The organism is Burkholderia sp. Ac-20392 (assembly GCF_017104585.1).
Classification (GTDB): domain Bacteria; phylum Pseudomonadota; class Gammaproteobacteria; order Burkholderiales; family Burkholderiaceae; genus Burkholderia; species Burkholderia lata.
Window position 1 is genome coordinate 1 of sequence record NZ_JAAGPB010000781.1, and the last position, 2,753, is coordinate 2,753.

Below are 2,753 nucleotides of genomic sequence, written 5' to 3' on the forward strand. Positions count from 1 at the left end.
TACGCTGCCGAGTTTCGCGTCGATGCCGGCAAGCCGCTGCCACGCGCGCTCATGGTCGGGATGTTCGGCGCGCCAGGCCGCGCAGCGGCGCCGGTCGTCGTCGGTCGCATCGCCCGACCACAGGCGGGCAAGCCAGCCGATCGCCTGCTCGACGATGGCGTCGGGCAATGCATCGCCCTGCCGCCCGCTCACGGTGCGCTCCCGTAGAGCGCCGCATAGCACGCGCGTAGCGCGGACGCGACGTACTTCTCGACCGACGACACCGATACGCCGAGTTGCGCGGCGATCTCGCGATAGGTCAGGCCGTCGAGCTTGCACAGCAGCAGCGCCGTGCGTGCGTTGGCGGGCAGGCGATCGAGCATCGCGTCGATTTCGCACAGCGCCTCGATCACGAGCGCGCGTGTTTCGGGAGAAGGCGCTTCGGCCTCGGGCAAGTATCGAACCGTGTCGAGATAGGCCGACTCGATATGCCGCCGCCGATAGAGATCGATCACGAGTCCGTTCGCGATCTGGGTCAGGTAGCGGCGCGAATCGACGGGTTGAGGCGTCGTGCCGGATGCGAGCACGCGCAGATAGGTGTCGTGGGCAAGATCGGCCGCGTCGCACGCATTGCCGAGCTTCTTGCGCAGCCAGCCGCGCAGCCAGCCGTGATGATCGTTGTAGAGCGCACGGAAGCCCCGCTGCGCATGACTGTCGATGACGCCCATGTTCCCCGACGCCGCGTGGTCGCGCAGCGCCCCATTAATGATAATGATTCTCATTAATTTTATGAGACGGGAGGCGAGACTGGCAAGCACGAATCCGTGCCGGCGACGACGTTTCCGCGGCCGGAAAACAAAAAACCCGGCACGGGGCCGGGTTCCTGTCGACGAAGCGCGCATCGGTCACTTGCGCTGCACATCGTCTGGTGTGCTTGGTTGCGGGGGTAGGATTTGAACCTACGACCTTCGGGTTATGAGCCCGACGAGCTGCCAGACTGCTCCACCCCGCGTCAGAGAAATAAATTATAGGGTGAGGGAGTACTCACGTCAATACTTTTGTCACAATTTCTTCTCGGTTCATTGAAACCGCTGCGCGCGGCACCTCCCCTGCCCCGCACGATGCACGCGTTCGCGCCGCGTGCTCGCGGTAAGATGGCGGCCTTCGCATTCACCCCGCACGCACACTCCCGTTCATGAAAATCGCCACCTGGAACGTCAACTCGCTCAACGTCCGCAAGCAGCACGTGCTCGACTGGCTCGCGCAAAGCGGAACCGACGTGCTGTGCCTGCAGGAACTGAAGCTGCCGGACGAGAAATTCCCGCGCGCCGAGCTTGAAGCCGCCGGCTACCGCAGCTGGTTCACGGGCCAGAAGACCTACAACGGCGTCGCGATCCTCGCGCGCGACACGCTGACCGTCGACGAAGCGGACGTCGTGCGCAACATCCCCGGCTTCGACGATCCGCAGCAGCGCGTGGTCGCCGCGACGGTCGACGGCGTGCGCATCGTGTCCGCGTATTTCCCGAACGGCCAGGCGCCCGACTCCGACAAGTTCGTCTACAAGATGCAATGGCTCGACGCGCTGCAGGCATGGCTGCGCACCGAGTTGCAGCGCTACCCGAAGCTCGCGCTGCTCGGCGACTACAACATCGCGCCGGAAGACCGCGACGTGCACGACCCGGCGAAATGGGAAGGCCAGAACCTGGTGTCGCCGCAAGAGCGCGCCCACTTCGCGCAGCTGATCGAGCTCGGCTTCGTCGATGCGTTCCGCCGCTTCGAACAACCGGAGAAGACCTTCACGTGGTGGGACTACCGGATGATGGCGTTCCGCCGCAATGCGGGGCTGCGCATCGACCACGTGCTGCTGTCGCCGGCGCTCGCGGAAACCTGCACGTCGTGCGAAGTCGATCGCACGCCGCGCACGTGGGAACAGCCGTCCGACCACACACCCGTCGTCGCGGTCGTCGGCTGATCGTTCAATCCGCCCGCGCGCGTTCAGCGCCGCGCGGGCGCCGGCCCGAGATGGGACCACAGGAACCCGAATTCCGCCGCATCGGCTTCCGCGCGTTCCAGATCGTCGGCGCTGCCATGGCCGCCGTCGGTGTTCTCCCAGTACCACACCCGTTCGTGACCGAGCGCGTGCATGCGCGCAGCCATCTTGCGTGCATGCGCGGGATGCACTCGATCGTCGCGCGTCGACGTCGTCAGCAGTAGCGGCGGATACGCGACGCCTTCCCGCACGCGGTGATACGGCGAGTACGCGGCCAGCGCCGCGCCTTCGTGCGGATCGTCCGGGTCGCCGTATTCGTCGAGCCATGCCGCGCCCGCGTGCAGCTTCGGATAGCGCCGCATGTCGAGCAGCGGCACGCGGCAGAGCACCGCGCCGAACAGCTCCGGCCGCTGCACCATGCACGCGGCAACCAGCAACCCGCCGTTGCTGCCCCCCTCGATGCCGAGCTGCGCGGCGGTCGTCACGCCGGTCGCGGCCAGATCCTCGGCCACCGCGATGAAATCGTCGAAGGAACGCTGGCGGTGTTCGCGCTGCGCATCGACGTGCCAGCGCGGCCCGAACTCGCCGCCGCCGCGGATGTGCGCGAACGCCATCACGCCGCCGCGCTCGAGCCACCCGATACCGAACGCATCGCTGTAGCCCGGCAGGTTCGGGATCGCAAAACCGCCATAGCCCGACAGCAGGCACGGCCGCGCGACACGCGGGGCGCCGTCGGCCACGTCGAGTGCATCGCGCGGCCCGATCAGCGTGTACGGCACGATCG

4 protein-coding genes and 1 tRNA gene are annotated in these 2,753 nt (G+C 66.8%); 1 reads left to right on the top strand and 4 read right to left on the bottom strand.

The features are described from left to right. The 3 genes from G3N99_RS38130 to G3N99_RS38140 form a co-directional block, all read right to left on the bottom strand. A partial coding sequence (locus tag G3N99_RS38130; RefSeq protein WP_206124957.1) for a FecR/PupR family sigma factor regulator occupies positions 1-192 on the bottom strand: 192 nt, incomplete at its 3' end. Next, positions 189-707, bottom strand: coding sequence for a sigma-70 family RNA polymerase sigma factor (locus tag G3N99_RS38135; protein WP_206124959.1), 519 nt, complete (start codon positions 705-707; stop codon positions 189-191). The genes G3N99_RS38135 and G3N99_RS38130, both read right to left, overlap by 4 nt. 207 nt (positions 708-914) lie before the next feature. Beyond that, positions 915-991 (bottom strand) — tRNA-Met (locus G3N99_RS38140). 183 nt (positions 992-1,174) lie between these two features. Here G3N99_RS38140 and xth point away from each other — a divergent pair. Further along, complete coding sequence (xth, locus tag G3N99_RS38145) at positions 1,175-1,951, top strand: exodeoxyribonuclease III (RefSeq protein WP_174941836.1); 777 nt, start codon at positions 1,175-1,177, stop codon at positions 1,949-1,951. A 23-nt stretch (positions 1,952-1,974) separates the two neighbouring features. Here the strand turns inward: xth and G3N99_RS38150 are convergent. Next, on the bottom strand, positions 1,975-2,753 hold a 779-nt coding region (locus tag G3N99_RS38150; RefSeq protein ID WP_206124958.1), incomplete at its 5' end, for a prolyl oligopeptidase family serine peptidase.